This window comes from Pseudomonas sp. MPB23 (assembly GCF_046605395.1).
In the GTDB taxonomy this organism is placed as follows: Bacteria; Pseudomonadota; Gammaproteobacteria; order Pseudomonadales; family Pseudomonadaceae; genus Aquipseudomonas.
In genome coordinates, this window is record NZ_CP176771.1 from 5183650 (window position 1) to 5200161 (window position 16512).

Consider the following 16512-nt stretch of genomic DNA (forward strand, 5'->3'; position numbering starts at 1 on the left):
AACCCAGCGCCTTTCAGCGCATGGCTGCCAGTTTGATGCCAAACCCCACCAGACAAACGCCGGCCAGGCGCTCGAGCACATTGGCAATGCGCGGATTGGCCCGCATGCGCTGGGCCAGCTTGTGGGTCAATAGAACCGCGATCAAACCATAGAGAAAGGTCACCACCGCCACGGTCGCGGCCATCAACGCGAATGTCACGATGCCCTGATGCTTCACCGGATCGACAAACAGGGGAAAAAAGGCCATGTAGAACACGATCGCCTTGGGGTTGAGCAAGGTGATCATCATGGTCTGGCGCAGGTAATGGCCGTTATCCATGCGGCTCTTGCGCGGCGCGCTGCCCACCTTACTGAACAGCATCCGCAGGCCCAGCCACGCCAGGTACGACGCGCCCAGCCATTGAATGGCATGGAACGCTGCCGGATACGCCGCCAGAAGGGTTGCGACACCCGCCACCGCCAACCACAAGAGCACCTGATCCCCCAGAATCACCCCGCATGTCGCCGCCAAACCCGCTTTTATGCCGCCTTTGCCGGTGGCCGTGATCAGGGCAAAATTGCCGGGGCCGGGAATGGCCAGGACGATGATGAATGCGATGATGAAAGCGCCATAGTCGGTCACGCCAAACATCGGTTATCTCCCGCAGAGGATGGTTTGGACGCAAAACCTATCATCAACCTTGACTCAATACCTAGCGACACACCTGAGCCCCCATCCAGCTCCCGCCTTTTTTCGTGCCGGTTGATCGGCGATTACGACCGTATTGGATGCCGCTCCCCCCCGTTCGAGCGCCTGAACAGAGCCCGGGCCAGAGACTCCTCCCCCAGTAGCGCGTCATGCGTGGCGGTAGGTTCAGACTGAACTACGCACTGCCATTCACGATCGCAAAGCACTCCCAATTTCCTCGACCGCAGAACCCACGTCATGACCCGCACGAATCAGTTCGGCAAACCGAAGCATAACGCTAGATCCAACGTCATGCGCCAGCGCGATGGTCATCAACTCCCGCACCGGCTCATGAAGCTCGGCTTCGACGGTGGGTGAACAAGCCTGCCCGGTGAACCAGGTAACAAGGGAAGAGACCCTATGGCCTGATGTATTTTCATCAACGCCCAAAATCTCGCCCAACACCATCCCCAATGTGCCTGCGGGATGTTGCTCCGGGCGACTCCATGCCTTGAGTTCAATCGATTCGCGCTGCACCTTCTCCAAGTTCCGCCGAATCTTCCCAGGAATGGTCGCAGCCGCTTTGGGGCGGTTGTAATACTCACGATTAGCTAAACTGGCGGCGTCCCTGACGACCTTCCAGACCACCGACCAGAGCTGCGAGACACTGTAGGTTTCCAGCGCTGAGCGCAGGGTGCTGTTAATTTCCTCCAGCTCCCGCTCAGAGAGTTCATGGTTGTAGAGTGCACATTGGGCACCCAAATAACGCATGACGTCAGCCACTGAATAATCAAGCCACAGAGTGAAGAGCCCTTCAGCGTCGGTGTACACCCTATCCTGCAGGCTCCGAATGACCTCATCCGCACTTCTTGACGCGGCATCCGGCGCCAAACGATAAACCACTTGATCCCGGAACATCCAAATCTCGTCGCCCTCCCAATAGTAGGTGCCCGGCCTGGCTTTGGTGGGGTCATCAAGGACCAGCCCGGCCTCACGCAATTGCTGCAAAAAGTCACCGACGTACCTGGGCGCAAGTCCTCGGCAGTCACCTACGGTGAAGCCGCCATGGGTCAATCTCGGCGTAACGGCCCTGTCTAACGCCAACAGAAGAAGCACCTGCCTATCCGCAATAGTTGAGTAGTCCACCGTTCGGGTTGACTGCTTGCGGACATACTCCGTCAACTGCCGCGCAAGCTCCGCTGCCTTCGCCTTTTGAGCCTCTAAGGCAATAGCGTCCTGATCTTCCTGACACAACGTACAAAGCTTGATAGAGGGCTGCGAGACTTTTTTAGCCTGTGAGCGATTCTTGATTTCGACCAGCCCCGCGCACTTGGGACAGACCTGATTTTCATCGAACGCATTGCAACGTTGCCGTATGAAACTGGCAAGGGTAACGCCCTGAGCCATTTCAACGATGCCCTCTAGAGCACTGACTTTCTCGAGGTATTGCCCTGACTCGTCGACGGCCCAGTAACGCTCAATCAACTCAATTTCTTTGGGGTCTTCAGTCAACATCTGTAGCCTGATTGCCATGTAAACGGTCCTGTTTCACTTGTGATTACTTCGTATCCAGCACGCGCTGATTTAGGTGCGCTCATCGCTGAGCGCCGTTACGGCGACATCTTCAACTTTGTTTATGGTTCTCTTTGATCGACGTTCCTCCAGCAACGTCCTGGGCAACACAAACCCTTCAAAACTGCGCTGCGTAATCGGGTTGTTGGCTTTCTCCGCGCCAATCCGATAACGCATCAGCCCATCGGCAACGGCAAAGGTCAGGTCCACACTGGTGTCGGTTCGTCCATTGAGGTGCCCACGGCTGAGCAGCCGGAACAGTGACCACGGTCCGCGATAGCTCAGGCTGGCGGTATTGCCGGTGCTGTGCACCAGGGTCAGTTGGCTGCCATTGGTATTGCCCAGGCTGTTGGGCCACACCAGTCCGGTGCGTTGTGGTGCGCCGTGCTGGTAAGGGATCAATTGGCCGTCGACGCTGAGCATGCTGCTCAGGCGGGTGGCGCTCAGGGCCAGGGGCTCGATGGTGAGTTGCACCGCCAGGTGGCCGCGATGGTTGAAGAAGGTGTCGCGGATGTGCTCGACCTTTTTCAGCTGATCCAGCACATCACTGCGCACCAGATAGCCGCCGAGGCTGTCGGAGTACAGGGCGTCGAGGTTGTCCTTGAGGAATACGTTCAGGTATTGGTCGTGAAACTGCTGCAGGCGCCCCTGGGGGCCGAAGAAGGCTTCGAAGTCTTCCAGCGAGGCGTCCTCACCGCTGGCCTTGAACGGGTAACGGCCTGCCAGGCGATCACGGTAGAAACGGTAGATTTCACTGTCCCAACGCTTTTCCAGTTCGCGCAACGCCGCAATCACCAGTACCTGTGAGGTCTGGTCGGCGAGCTTTTTGACGTGCTGATTCAGCGGCTCGGGCAGGCCCACGGCGACGCGTTGCAGGTTGGCGATGGGGTCGGCACCGCCCAGGGAGAAGCGGTTGAGTACGGCTTTCAGCGCCGCCTTGCCGGGATCGGGATTGTCGCGCACCGCTTTGGCGTAGTCGTAGACGCCGCTGACCGAACGCAGGGTTTCTTCGTAATAAGATGGCTGCTCGCCTCGCGTAATGATCAGCTCTGCAAGACTGGAGAACGCGCGCCGAATCCCTGCCGCCTGTTGTTGGCCGTCCGACACCTTGTCCAGCGCAAGGGGCGCCTGCCCTTCGGCCAAAGGCACCGACGGGTAAATCACACTGTTGTCGCGCAGGGTTTCCAGTAAACGCCGCAGCGGTGCGGCCGGGCCGGTGACCTGTTCCAGCACGGCCACACCGTGACTGAGGTCATCGAAGTCAGTCACCGCGAACCGATTCAAAGCGCGCCGCCAACTGTCCACGTAGTCGGCGCTGTACAGAGCGCGAATGCGCTGGGTCAGCACTTTACGGTCTTCGTCGGAGTAGTCCGGGCGTTGCCGTTCGCCGAGCACCCACTGGTCGATCATGGCCAGCTCGATGATGCCCTCGGTGCCGGGCTCGAAGTAATCCTTGAAGCCCTTGGCGGTGAGCAGTGGCGCCAGCAGCAAGCCGCTGCCTTCTTGATCGGTGCTCAGCGGACGATAGACGATATCGAACGCCGGGCCGACCTCATTGCGCAGGTCCAGTGGGCGGTGCAAACGCTGCTGTGCATCCTGTTTCAGGCTCATGTAGACCCGTTCGGCCATGGGCAACTGGCGCAATTGCTGTTGCACCTGGGTTATGCGTTCTCGGTAGTGCGGCAGGTCGGCGTCGGCGTATTTCAGCGCGTAGTCCAAGTGCCCCATCAAGTCGACCTGCAACTGGCCCTGGCCCGGATAGGCGCGCTGCCATTGCCTGGCGACCCACTCCTCGACGATGGCCGGGCGGCGGTTCTGTCGTTCTTCGAGCATGCGGTAAACGCGCAAGGCCGCCAGTTGCTGAGTGCTGCCGGCGGGCGCGGTGTTGATTGCCTCCAGTACACCGCTGGCAATGGCCGGCAAAAAGCGTTTGGACAGCAGATTCAGATAGGCCTCATCCACCGTCGGGCCAATCGCCCTCCCCTGATACAGCCCCATGTCCGACAGCAACGGCCACGCCTCGCGGTAGTCGCCGTAGACCAGCACCGCATTGCGAATCTGCTCCAACGGCACCAGCAGATTGCGACCGGTGGTGTCGACTTTGGCGTCGATGTCCCGACCACTGAACTCCTGACTCTTGGCCAACACACTGGCAGCCTTGTCGCGATTGATAGTGAAGTAAAACTGCCAAGTCCCGATGACCACCAGACAGCCCAGGGACGCGACGCTGAATCCGGCGATCAGCAGCCGCCGCTTGTTGCGGGCTACCTTGATGTTGTCCCCTGCCAGGCCCGCTTCGGGGTAGATCACTCGCTGGAACAGTTGTTGGGCAAAGTAGATGGCCGTGCCACCGGCCGGTTTGACTTCGGGTGGCGGTGGCGGCAGTTGATAGGCTTGCCCTGCTTCTTTGACGAAGGCGTTGCTCAGGGTGCCTTGCTGAAGCACCGAGGAGAAATACAGCCCGCGCACCAACGCCGGCGTGGTGAAACGATCGCTGCCAAGCATTTCGCTGAGGAAGCCGAACAGCGCCGGGCGCAGGCCCGCCATCTGATGCACCAGCGCCTGCAAGCGATCGCGCTCAGTCAACGTACGCGACTCATTGGCGCTGTCGAAAACCTGCTCGCTGAGGCAGACGACAAAGGCCTGGTATTGGCGCGTCAGCTCCGCCAGCCATGCATCGAAATCATCCACCGCATCCAGACTGAAGGTGAAGCCCAGCAGGTCTTCGCGCCCACTGCGCGATAACCGGGCGAAAAATTCCTCGAAGCCTTCCAGCAGGTCGAACTTGCTCAGCGTGACGTACACCGGCAAACGCGTGCCCAATTGCCGCGTCAGCTCAAACAGCCGGGTGCGCAGCAGGTTGGCGTGGGCCTTGCGTTGTTCGGGACGTTGCGCCAACAAGGCCTGCACATCGACCACCAACACCACCCCGTTCAACGCTCGACGGCTGCGGTTGCGGGCGAGCCAGTCGAGCAGGTGCAGCCATAACCGCGGATGAGTCCCGGCGGGTAATACGGGTTTGAACTTGCCCTGGGTCACGCCCTGCTGCTCGACATTGTCAGGCATCGGTTCCGGATGGCTGAGGAACTCACCCGGCGGGTCAATCAACACCGCCGCGTCACCGATCCACCAATCCACCGGATAGGCCAGTTGCTCTTCCTGATGCGCCCTGACCCCGGCTTTGGTCACATGGGACAAGGCAAAGCTCTGGTTGGAACGCGTGATCAGGCTGGTCTTGCCGGCATTTTCCTCGCCCAGCACCAGATACCACGGCAGTTGATAGAGCGAGCCGCGGCGCTCCATGTTGTTCAGCAAATTGCCCAGGCTGCGGTCCAGCGCTCGCTCCTGCGCCTCGACATAAGGCAGACAAGGATCGACTTGCACCGCGGTCTCATGTTGGCGCTCAAGTTGCAAACGCTGGAAGCGACTACGCACCCGCCACGCCCAGATCAGCAGCGGCACCACCAGCACCACGACACTGGCCGAAACGCGCATCGCCAACTCACCCAGCGGCTGATGCCCACGCCACATCCACTGCGGGCCCAGCCACCCAATGACGATCAATAACAACACCATGCCCAGCAATACCAGGACCGGCACCGCCTGGTTGAACTGGCGCAGTACCGGCAAGCCCCAGCGTTTGAGGTAACTCCAGACCATTTTCATGAATCGCTCCTAGCTAGTTTGATTGTCATCAGTGGCGAGTCGCGCCATTACTTCACCCGCCCTGCCGCTGATCGAGCGACCAACGCCACACGGTAATTCCGCGTGCTGGGCCACTGGCAATGTCCGGGAAAATATCCCCCGCCTCGAAACGACGCAGGGACTGGTGACTGGCATCGCTCCACCACCAACCGCTTTGTGGGCAGGCCTGGCCTGAATGCAGAACCGATTCGATGGGCGGTGGCGGATATTGGCGGGCGTAGTCGACCCAGTCCTTGGGGTAGAACTGCATGTCGCGGTAGCTGCTGTCGTCGATGCCTAGCAGCCAGGTGACGGCCGCGGCTTCCCAGGACCAGTAGCCGAAATGACTGAATCCGCCCTCAAAATGTCTATCCACATAAGGTTCACGACGGCTGGCGTGGTACCACTCGTCAAGGTGGGCCTTCATCAGTTCCGCACGCTTGGTCGGAGCGGTGCTAAACACTTTGAGCAGTTTTCGATAGGGCAAGTGCCGCGTGCAACTGTCCGGTGGCGGGTCACGATCCGTCACAAACGGACGTACCAGACGCTCCAGTAGACCGTCGCGTACGCCCATCAATTCGTTGGCGTAATCAAGAAACGCCATGACCCTTGGCATCATGTGCGCGTAACCACTAAGCAGGCCGAAACAGGTCAGGCGAAGGGCGACGATCCAGTATTCTTCGGTACGCAGGGCGGCGTGGGGCGTCATGTAATTGCCTGCTTCGGGCGACTGATGGTAGTGCGCGTGGAAGTCGCCATATTCTTCCGCCCAGTCCAGTACGTATGGCCAGACTTCGACCAGTTGCTCGACTGGCGCACCAACGGAATATTGCAGGTTGAGCCAGTCGAGGGCGTCCCATAGCCGTCGGCGCGTTGAGGTCATCAGGCCGCCAGGCTTGGAGCGTTCGCGATACTTGGGCAAGTCCGTGGTGATCATTACCATTCGATTGACGTTATCGTCGAAATTGATCGAATAGTTCCTAAAAAGCACATAACGCTCACGGCGCCTTTCAAAGTCGGCTTCGCTGATCTTCCAGGTCAACCATCGGGACCAGTCAGGGGTAGGTAGGGGGGGCATGGGCATCACTCTCGTAGCATCTGGGTTGGCAGCACAAACTCGGTACCGATCTGATGCGATACCGAGGCTTTGCAACATTTGGGGGTGACGGGGCCTTGGGCTCGATCATGCAAATTGTGGTTGGGGCCGACCACCGTGATCAGACTGCGGTCGTAAGGGCACTTCACCAACTGGCGCGTAGCCTCACCATTTTCAAATTGGGTTTCAGCACCAAGCTTAAAATCCACACTTTCCCAAGCCTTGATCTGACGCGTTAACCGAAGATAGTTAGCCTCCGTGATCTGCGCCCCCTCAATCTTCGCCGCAATCCACTTATGACTCAGCTGTCGCCCATCCCCCACCGTGGGTTTGTTCACCGCTCGTTCCACACGTTTTTCATCCTCCATCCCCAAGTACGCATCGATCCCATACTCCAACCCGGCAAACACCGCCTTGGCCGTTTCCAATCGATGAAACGCGCCACCCGTGCCCTTGGTGTCGCTGATGCGATAACCCACCGGCAAGCCGCCGCCATGCCACACATGGTCAATCCCCCGATGCCCTGGCTGGCTCATTTCATAGAGCTTGCCGCGATGGTTGACCTTGGCCCGGCGCCGCTGGCGTTTGATGAAGTAGTAATCGGCAATGTGTTCACCCGAGACGCTGATCTGATGAGGCCTTTGACTGGAGCGTTCGCTCTGCCTCTGTTGCGCCGAGACCCGCCCTTGCGCCGGTAACTGAGTACCCGCCGTCGTGGTCGCCACATTGCCGCTGGCTTGACTGTTGGGCGCAGGCGCTTTGCTTCCGCCCGGCGCGGCAGGGGTGCGCGCCGTGGTGCTGGGCAACGGATCAGCCAGGGCTTTTTGGTGAGCGCGCTTGAGGGTGTTCATCGCCTCGGTGATCTGGCGCTGGGCCATATCCTGAAGCTGGCGCAACTGCTCGATCAGGCGCTGCACGCCGTTGCGTCCCAGCGCCCAGGTCGACAGGCTGCGGCTGAGCATGGTGATCAACCCGGACAGAATCGCGTCGATGTTCTGGAGGATCTCGGCGGTATAGCGTGCCCAATCCAGCTGGCGAAACCAGGTTTCGATATCGCCGCGCACATGGCGCGGCAGGCTGTCGAGAATGCGCCCCATGGGCTTACCGTGACGCAGCATGTTGAAGACGTTTTTCAGCGCATCGCCGAATCCCGGCACCAGCGCGACCAGCGATAACACCAGGTCCAGCCAGTGTTGGTGGCTGTCAGGGGTGCGTGTGAGCTGATAGAGACAACGCAGAATGTTGTACGCATCGACCGCCTGCCCCACAAACGGGATCATACCCAGCACCGTACTGACCATCATCTGCGCCAGCGAAGCACCACGTCCTTCGACGACCTCCTCGACCCAGGTAAGGACCTGAAGAAAGGTGTCGTCTTCAAGGCGGGAAATGGCGGGATGACTCATTGCTTTATCCCCCCTGCCGCTGGTCGAGCGACCAACGCCACACGGTAATTCCACGGGCTGGGCCGCTGGCAATGTCCGGGAAAATATCCCCCGCCTCGAAGCGACGCAGGGACTGGTGACTGGCATCGCTCCACCACCAACCGCTTTGTGGGCAGGCCTGGCCTGAATGCAGAACCGATTCGATGGGCGGTGGCGGATATTGGCGGGCGTAGTCGACCCAGTCCTTGGGGTAGAACTGCATGTCGCGGTAGCTGCTGTCGTCGATGCCTAGCAGCCAGGTGACGGCCGCGGCTTCCCAGGACCAGTAGCCGTAGTGGAGATAGCCGCCCTCTTCGTGCTGATCGATATAGGGTTCGCGGCGGCTGGCGTGGTACCACTCGTCAAGATAGGTCTTCATCAGTTCCGCACGCTTGGTCGGAGCGGTGCTGAACACTTTGAGCAGTTTTCGATACGGCAGGTGCCGGGTGCATTTATCCGGCGGCAGGCCGCGATCCGGCACAAACGGACGCACCAAGTGCTCGAGTAAACCGTCGCGCACGCCCATCAGTTCATTGGCGTAATCGAGAAACGCCATGACCCTTGGCATGGTATGGGCGTAGCCGCTGAGCAGGCCAAAGCAGGTCAGACGCAGGGCGACAATCCAGTATTCTTCGGTGCGCAACGCGGCATGCGGGGCCATGTAATTGCCCGCTTCGGGCGACTGGTCGAACAGTGCATCGAAGTAGCCGTATTCTTCTGCCCACTCCAGTGCGTAAGGCCAGACCTCGGCCAGTTGCTCGACAGGGGCACCGGCGGAATATTGCAGGTTGGTCCAGTCGAGGGCGTCCCAGAGTCTCTGATTCGTAGAAGTCATTAACCCACTGGGCTTTGAGCGTTCGCGATACTTGGGTAAGTCCGTGGTGATCATGTGCATACGGCCCATGAAGTCATCAAAACGCTCTGGATAATTTTTGTAGAGAATATAGTGTTCACGGCGCTGCTCGAAATCCGCTTCATTGATCTTCCAACTGAACCAGCGGGGCCAATCGGGAATAGGCAAATCAGGCATGGCTTCACTCATTTGATTAGCATCTGGGTAGGTAAAACGAACTCGGTGCCGATCTGATGCGACACTGAGGCTTTGCAGCATTTTGGCGTGACGGTCCCCTTAGCTCGTTCGTGCAGGTTGTGGTTGGGGCCAACCACCGTAATCAGGCTGCGATCGTAGGGGCACCTCACTAACTGGCGAGTGGCTTCACCGTTTTCGAGACGGGTTTCAGCCCCCATCTTGAACTCGACGCTCCTCCAAGCTTCAATCTGCCGCCCCAGAATTAACGTGTGCGGCTCAACCAACTGAGCATCCCGAATCTTCGCCGCAATCCACTTATGACTCAGCTGTCGCCCATCCCCCACCGTGGGTTTGTTCACCGCTCGTTCCACGCGCTTTTCATCCTCCATCCCCAAGTACGCATCGATCCCGTACTCCAACCCGGCAAACACCGCCTTGGCCGTTTCCAATCGATGAAACGCGCCACCCGTGCCCTTGGTGTCGCTGATGCGATAACCCACCGGCAAGCCGCCGCCATGCCACACATGGTCAATCCCCCGATGCCCTGGCTGGCTCATTTCATAGAGCTTGCCGCGATGGTTGACCTTGGCCCGGCGCCGCTGGCGTTTGACGAAGTAGTAATCGGCAATGTGTTCACCCGAGACGCTGATCTGATGAGGCCTTTGACTGGAGCGTTCGCTCTGCCTCTGTTGCGCCGTGACCCGCCCTTGCGCCGGTAACTGAGTACCCGCCGTCGTGGTCGCCACATTGCCGCTGGCTTGACTGTTGGGCGCAGGCGCTTTGCTTCCGCCCGGCGCGGCAGGGGTGCGCGCCGTGGTGCTGGGCAACGGATCAGCCAGGGCTTTTTGGTGAGCGCGCTTGAGGGTGTTCATCGCCTCGGTGATCTGGCGCTGGGCCATATCCTGAAGCTGGCGCAACTGCTCGATCAGGCGCTGCACGCCGTTGCGCCCCAGCGCCCAGGTCGACAGGCTGCGGCTGAGCATGGTGATCAACCCGGACAGAATCGCGTCGATGTTCTGGAGGATCTCGGCGGTATAGCGTGCCCAATCCAGCTGGCGAAACCAGGTTTCGATATCGCCGCGCACATGGCGCGGCAGGCTGTCGAGAATGCGCCCCATGGGCTTGCCGTGACGCAGCATGTTGAAGACGTTTTTCAGCGCATCGCCGAATCCCGGCACCAGCGCGACCAGCGATAACACCAGGTCCAGCCAGTGTTGGTGGCTGTCAGGGGTGCGTGTGAGCTGATAGAGACAACGCAGAATGTTGTACGCATCGACCGCCTGCCCCACAAACGGGATCAGCCCCAGCACCGTACTGACCATCATCTGCGCCAGCGAAGCACCACGTCCTTCGACGACCTCCTCGACCCAGGTGAGGACCTGCAGAAAGGTGTCGTCTTCAAGGCGGGAAATGGCGGGATGACTCATTGCTTTATCCCCCCTGCCGCTGGTCGAGCGACCAACGCCACACGGTAATTCCACGGGCTGGGCCGCTGGCAATGTCCGGGAAAATATCCCCCGCCTCGAAGCGACGCAGGGACTGGTGACTGGCATCGCTCCACCACCAACCGCTTTGTGGGCAGGCCTGGCCTGAATGCAGAACCGATTCGATGGGCGGTGGCGGATATTGGCGGGCGTAGTCGACCCAGTCCTTGGGGTAGAACTGCATGTCGCGGTAGCTGCTGTCGTCGATGCATAGCAGCCAGGTGACGGCCGCGGCTTCCCAGGACCAGTAGCCGTAGTGGAGATAGCCGCCCTCTTCGTGCTGATCGATATAGGGTTCGCGGCGGCTGGCGTGGTACCACTCGTCAAGATAGGTCTTCATCAGTTCCGCACGCTTGGTCGGAGCGGTGCTGAACACTTTGAGCAGTTTTCGATACGGCAGGTGCCGGGTGCATTTATCCGGCGGCAGGCCACGATCCGGCACAAACGGACGCACCAAGTGCTCGAGTAAACCGTCGCGCACGCCCATCAGTTCATTGGCGTAATCGAGAAACGCCATGACCCTTGGCATGGTATGGGCGTAGCCGCTGAGCAGGCCAAAGCAGGTCAGACGCAGGGCGACGATCCAGTATTCTTCGGTGCGCAACGCGGCATGCGGGGCCATGTAATTGCCCGCTTCGGGCGACTGGTCGAACAGTGCATCGAAGTAGCCGTATTCTTCTGCCCACTCCAGTGCGTAAGGCCAGACCTCGGCCAGTTGCTCGACAGGGGCACCGGCGGAATATTGCAGGTTGGTCCAGTCGAGGGCGTCCCAGAGTCGACGCCGGGTTGAAGTCATCAACCCTCCCGATTTAGAGCGCTCGCGATGCTTGGGCAAGTCCGTGGTGATCATGTGCATACCATTCAGCATTCGCTCAAAACGCTTCTCATAATTTTCAAAGAGCACATAACGTTCCCGACGCTTTTCAAAATCGGCTTCGGTGATCTCCCAACTGAACCAGCGGGGCCAATCGGGAATAGGCAAATTAGGCATGGCTTCACTCATTTGATTAGCATCTGGGTAGGTAAAACGAACTCGGTGCCGATCTGATGCGACACTGAGGCTTTGCAGCATTTGGGCGTGACAGGCCCCTTAGCTCGCTCGTGTAGGTTGTGGTTGGGGCCGACCACGGTGATCAAACTGCGGTCATAAGGGCACTTCACCAGTTGGCGGTTAGCTTCACCAACCTCAACGTGGGTTTTAGCACCCAGTTTGAAATCAACTCGCTCCCAGGCCTCGATAGCGTCCACTAGTTTTCCACTGTGAGCATTCGTCAACTGAGCATCCCGAATCTTCGCCGCAATCCACTTATGACTCAGCTGTCGCCCATCCCCCACCGTGGGTTTGTTCACCGCTCGTTCCACACGTTTTTCATCCTCCATCCCCAAGTACGCATCGATCCCATACTCCAGCCCGGCAAACACCGCCTTGGCCGTTTCCAATCGATGAAACGCGCCACCCGTGCCCTTGGTGTCGCTGATGCGATAACCCACCGGCAAGCCGCCGCCATGCCACACATGGTCAATCCCCCGATGCCCTGGCTGGCTCATTTCATAGAGCTTGCCGCGATGGTTGACCTTGGCCCGGCGCCGCTGGCGTTTGACGAAGTAGTAATCGGCAATGTGTTCACCCGAGACGCTGATCTGATGAGGCCTTTGACTGGAGCGTTCGCTCTGCCTCTGTTGCGCCGAGACCCGCCCTTGCGCCGGTAACTGAGTACCCGCCGTCGTGGTCGCCACATTGCCGCTGGCTTGACTGTTGGGCGCAGGCGCTTTGCTTCCGCCCGGCGCGGCAGGGGTGCGCGCCGTGGTGCTGGGCAACGGATCAGCCAGGGCTTTTTGGTGAGCGCGCTTGAGGGTGTTCATCGCCTCGGTGATCTGGCGCTGGGCCATATCCTGAAGCTGGCGCAACTGCTCGATCAGGCGCTGCACGCCGTTGCGTCCCAGCGCCCAGGTCGACAGGCTGCGGCTGAGCATGGTGATCAACCCGGACAGAATCGCGTCGATGTTCTGGAGGATCTCGGCGGTATAGCGTGCCCAATCCAGCTGGCGAAACCAGATTTCGATATCGCCGCGCACATGGCGCGGCAGGCTGTCGAGAATGCGCCCCATGGGCTTGCCGTGACGCAGCATGTTGAAGACGTTTTTCAGCGCATCGCCGAATCCCGGCACCAGCGCGACCAGCGATAACACCAGGTCCAGCCAGTGTTGGTGGCTGTCAGGGGTGCGTGTGAGCTGATAGAGACAACGCAGAATGTTGTACGCATCGACCGCCTGCCCCACAAACGGGATCAGCCCCAGCACCGTACTGACCATCATCTGCGCCAGCGAAGCACCACGTCCTTCGACGACCTCCTCGACCCAGGTAAGGACCTGCAGAAAGGTGTCGTCTTCAAGGCGGGAAGTGCTGGGGTGACTCATGACACGTCCTCTTGATCGATCACTAAGGAAACCTGTTCATGCTCACCGGCTGTCACGAGGTCTGACTCTTCAGTGGCGGGGTCCTCGGTATAGGCATAGCTTTCAATCATGTCGTCGTAGTCCAGACGGCCAGCTTCTAGCGCCTCAATCTCATCGGCAAAGTAAGTGTTTTGTCGGTGTTCCTCTTCTTGCCGCCGGTAGCGCTCAATGGTTTGCTCCGCCTCCCCCGGCGTATTGGGTAAAAGGCCAAACACGTCATTTTTTGTCTGTTTGTTGGTGGGAAACGATTCTCTGATGTCATAGCCGAAATAGGCCACTCCCGCGCCTGGAGGGTTGTCGATTAGCGCAGTCCCCTGATCATCGAGCTTGCCGGTTCTCTGCGTGCCGTCCTCAAAGTCAACTCGATACAGTGCCCCGACCTCAGGCTTCAAATCGTCATAGGTGTAATGCAACTCAAGCGGCGGCCGGTGGATGTGTATCGAGCTGTCGTGCTCAGCCAGCTTGATATTGAGATCCACCTCTGCGCCGCTGATGAAGACTGCCCCAGTGGCACTGAAGTCGAACGTACAGCCGTTGATAAGAACGGTGCCGTCAGACTTCATCACCAGAATTGATTTACCCACCACAATCGAAAACTCATCTTCGACGTCGATAGCGTAGGTATGTCCGATGCACTCCGCTTTGTTCAGCCCAACTTGCTCACTCTGGCTGAGGCCCACCGTTGTATTCATGGCCCCACCCACTGTCCGCTGATAAGCCGCACCAATAGTCAATGCCTTGGCCAAACCAATGGTTTCGGCTTTGGCCAACTTGATGGTTTCGACCTTGTTGCCGCCGATGGTCACGCTGCGGTTGGCGCCGATGCTGATGGTTTCGTTCTGGCCGACGTCTTCGGTGCGGTGGTCGCCGATGGACACGGTTTCGTTGTGTTCGACCCGCTCCTTGCGGTCATTGCCGACGAAGATGCCGTTGTTGTGTTTGATATGGACGTTCTTGTCTTTTTCAGCGTGGATGAACACTTCCTGGTGGCCCAACTCATCTTCAAAGCGCAGCTCATTGAAGCCTTCGCCCTTGTGGGTGCGGCTCTTGATGGTCATCCGCGTCTTGTGTTTGGGCAGCTCATACGGCGGCAGGTTGGTCGCGCGGTAAGTACGACCTGTGGCGATGGGCTGGTCCGGATCGCCGTCGAGATAGCTGATGATCAGTTCCTGGCCGACACGGGGAATCGCCATGGCGCCCCACGTGGCACCCGCCCAACCCTGCGCCACCCGAATCCAGCACGAACTCTGGTCGTTGTTTTGGTCCGAGCGGTCCCAGGGAAACTGCACCTTGACCCGGCCCCATTCATCGCAATAGATCTCCTCACCGGGCGGGCCGACCACCGTGGCGATCTGCGGGCCGTCGATGCAGGGTTTGTCGCGCAGCGGGGCTTTCCAGTCGCAGGTCCAGCGGATGGCGCTGGCCTGCATTTCATAGGACGTGCCAAGACCGCTGCCGAACGATTCCTCCTGCAAACGGGTGTGCTGTTTGCCCTCGTGCTTGATGGCGATGGTGCGCCAACGGTCGTTGAAGTCCTCACGTGGATGATCGTTGAGGTCAAAGGCCAATCCCGGTTGCAGGCGCGCATCGTCGCCTTCCAGATGGGCCAGCTTGGCGTCGTTGCGCAGGGCGGCCAGGCGCGTCTTGGTGAAGGGCTTGCCGGCGATATCGCGCTTGTAGCGGCCAGGGTAGTCGTAGCGTTCGTAATCCTTGTGCTGGTTGTTCAGGTCCTGGTCGCCGGTGGCGGTGTGTTGCTGGTTGTAGCGCGGGTGGGTGAAGGTGTAGTCACGCTGCACCTGCACGGCGGTGCGCACTTGCTCGGTGTAGTGGAAGCGGTTCAGTGCCGGCTCATTGGAGTCGCCGCCACTCATGGGTTGGTAGATCACCGGGCAATCGGTGTGGGTGCCGATGGTACCCAGGCCGCCGACGTGGTCGGTGAGGACCAGGGTGTGGCCGTCGACGCGGTGTTCAAAGGTGTAGAGCAGGCCTTCTTCGGCGGCCAGGCGGGCGATGAAATCGAGGTCGGTTTCACCGGCCTGTACGCAGTATTCGCGGGGTTGGTGGTCGAAGCAGATGTCCGTGCGGATGTCGCTCAGCTTTTGCTCGGCCAGCAGGCCCGTGATGATGTCGGGCACGGTCTGGCCCTGGAAGATGCGCCAGTTGGAGCGTAGATCAAAACGCGCCAGGGTCGGTTCGACCACGGCGGTGTAGCGGGTGCGACGAAAGCCGGTGTCGCCCTGCTGGAACAGGCTGACCAGGCCGTGGACGTAGCGCACCGGAGTCTCACCACGCCATAAGGTGAATAGCCCCGCCAGATCCAGCACCCGATTGAAGTCGATGGCGGCATCGAAGCTCACCAGCGCCAGTACGAGCTTGAACGGCTGGGACAGGCCTTCTTCGAGGGTGAACGAGACCACCTCGAAGGGATCGCCCCGCAGCGGTTCGAAGGTGTAACGCAGGTCGCTTTGGCGCGGCATGAAACCTCCTTCTTAACCAGGTTGAGTCAGTGAAGGTCCCGCCGCTGCACGCACCGCAGCGACGGAACGGGCCTGTGTTTAGCCCGCCTCTGCCGGTTTACGCCAGTCATCCGAGGCTTCGGTGCCGGACACTTTGTGGGTCCAACTGACCTTGCGATAAGCCAGGCTGGTCTTGATCAACTGGGTGTAGTTTTCGTTTTCGCTGTCCTGGGCGTGAGGCAACACGGTGTGGATGTCGACGACGGTGGCGTCTTCCAGTTTGGTGGTGAAAAAGTGTTCCTTTTTGCCATCGGTGGAGGTACGGAACCACCTGACCTCGACGGTCGTCAGCATTTCACCGGTGGCCAGGGCCTGATAAAGCAGTGGTGAGGCTTTGTTCAGCGCACTGGTGAAAATCAGCGGTTTGTGCACTCGCTGTCCGGTGGGTTGACCGCTTTGCGGGTCGGTGGGCGCGCCGATCTGATGGTCGATTTCCTGGGCGAGGATTTCGTCCTCGTGGCCTTCCACAAAGACGTTGCCCACCGAATCTGCGGTGAAGGCACCTTTGGTGATGTGGCCCTGCTCTTTGCCGTGGATGCTGATGTACGCGGGTGTTGGCATGACATGCTCCTTGTCGCGGTT

The 16512-nt window shown here is 59.5% G+C and carries 11 protein-coding genes; all 11 read right to left on the bottom strand.

Features of this window, described 5'->3' with window-relative positions; translation table 11 throughout:
• Window positions 1–13: 13 nt before the first annotated feature.
• Window positions 14–631, bottom strand: a complete 618-nt coding sequence (locus tag ACLH0J_RS23310; RefSeq protein ID WP_411389225.1) for a LysE family transporter — start codon at window positions 629–631, stop codon at window positions 14–16.
• A 246-nt stretch (window positions 632–877) separates the two neighbouring features.
• Window positions 878–2200, bottom strand: coding sequence for a hypothetical protein (locus ACLH0J_RS23315; protein ID WP_411389226.1), 1323 nt, complete (start codon window positions 2198–2200; stop codon window positions 878–880).
• Window positions 2201–2251: 51 nt separating this feature from the next.
• On the bottom strand, window positions 2252–5905 hold the full coding sequence (tssM, locus tag ACLH0J_RS23320; RefSeq protein ID WP_411389227.1) for a type VI secretion system membrane subunit TssM: 3654 nt from the start codon (window positions 5903–5905) through the stop codon (window positions 2252–2254).
• A 52-nt stretch (window positions 5906–5957) separates the two neighbouring features.
• Entirely contained in the window at window positions 5958–7001 is a 1044-nt protein-coding gene (locus tag ACLH0J_RS23325; RefSeq protein ID WP_411389228.1) for a PoNe immunity protein domain-containing protein, read from the bottom strand.
• A gap of 5 nt (window positions 7002–7006) precedes the next feature.
• Window positions 7007–8425, bottom strand: a complete 1419-nt coding sequence (locus ACLH0J_RS23330; RefSeq protein ID WP_411389229.1) for a hypothetical protein — start codon at window positions 8423–8425, stop codon at window positions 7007–7009.
• Between the two features lie 4 nt (window positions 8426–8429).
• Window positions 8430–9473: a PoNe immunity protein domain-containing protein gene (locus ACLH0J_RS23335; protein ID WP_411389230.1), complete on the bottom strand. Its 1044-nt coding sequence runs from the start codon at window positions 9471–9473 to the stop codon at window positions 8430–8432.
• Window positions 9474–9481: 8 nt separating this feature from the next.
• Window positions 9482–10900, bottom strand: coding sequence for a hypothetical protein (locus tag ACLH0J_RS23340; RefSeq protein WP_411389231.1), 1419 nt, complete (start codon window positions 10898–10900; stop codon window positions 9482–9484).
• 4 nt (window positions 10901–10904) lie between these two features.
• The gene (locus ACLH0J_RS23345) at window positions 10905–11948 is read right to left on the bottom strand and encodes a PoNe immunity protein domain-containing protein (protein ID WP_411389232.1); all 1044 of its coding nucleotides are present in this window, start codon (window positions 11946–11948) and stop codon (window positions 10905–10907) included.
• Between the two features lie 8 nt (window positions 11949–11956).
• Entirely contained in the window at window positions 11957–13375 is a 1419-nt protein-coding gene (locus ACLH0J_RS23350) for a hypothetical protein (RefSeq protein ID WP_411389233.1), read from the bottom strand.
• Window positions 13372–15891, bottom strand: coding sequence for a type VI secretion system Vgr family protein (locus ACLH0J_RS23355; RefSeq protein ID WP_411389234.1), 2520 nt, complete (start codon window positions 15889–15891; stop codon window positions 13372–13374). The genes ACLH0J_RS23350 and ACLH0J_RS23355 overlap by 4 nt, the downstream gene beginning before the upstream one ends.
• A 78-nt stretch (window positions 15892–15969) precedes the next feature.
• Window positions 15970–16491 carry an Hcp family type VI secretion system effector gene (locus ACLH0J_RS23360; RefSeq protein WP_411389235.1) on the bottom strand — a complete coding sequence of 174 codons (522 nt, stop codon included), beginning with the start codon at window positions 16489–16491 and terminating at the stop codon, window positions 15970–15972.
• Window positions 16492–16512 lie beyond the last annotated feature (21 nt).